1 protein-coding gene is annotated in these 540 nt (G+C 36.7%); it reads right to left on the bottom strand.

Going from position 1 to position 540, the window contains the following annotated elements; genetic code table 11:
• Positions 1-29: 29 nt before the first annotated feature.
• The coding region (locus JCM19033_RS21700) for a TrkA C-terminal domain-containing protein (protein ID WP_198153634.1) at positions 30-540 on the bottom strand (511 nt) is incomplete at its 5' end.

Here is a 540-nt window from a genome sequence, read left to right on the forward strand (position 1 = left end):
TTGCTCTTAAGAAAGCAATCCTCCATTTTTTATGATTTATTCTTATCTTTTCTCTTTTTTCTGGCTAATCCTTTCTTTAATTCTTGTATCTTTTCATTAGGAACTAAAAAGTAAAGGGAATCATCCTCCCTGACTATTGTATGCTCGTTAATATCCACAAGTCTTTCCTCTCTTACCAGAGCATTAAAAACGGCTTCATCTGGAAGCTTGATGTCTTTTACCTTTTTTCCCGCTATATCTGTTTCTTCTGAAACAATGAATTCGACAAGTTTGGCATTTGCTTTCCCAATATTAACTAACTCCCAGGAATGGTGAGGAAACTTTTTCTTTGCTCCTGTAACTTTCAATATTTCGGCCACCCAACTGATCGAGTATCCTTGAATGAGAACAGAAGTTATGACGATAAAAAATACAACGTTAAAGAAAAGTTGACTATTTTCAACTCCCACAGCAATCGGAAAGGTTGCAAGAACTATGGGAACAGCCCCTCTAAGCCCTGCCCAGGAGAGAAATAGACGCTCATTTACCTCATATTTTAAT

The sequence above is a fragment of the Thalassobacillus sp. C254 genome, from assembly GCF_001310615.1.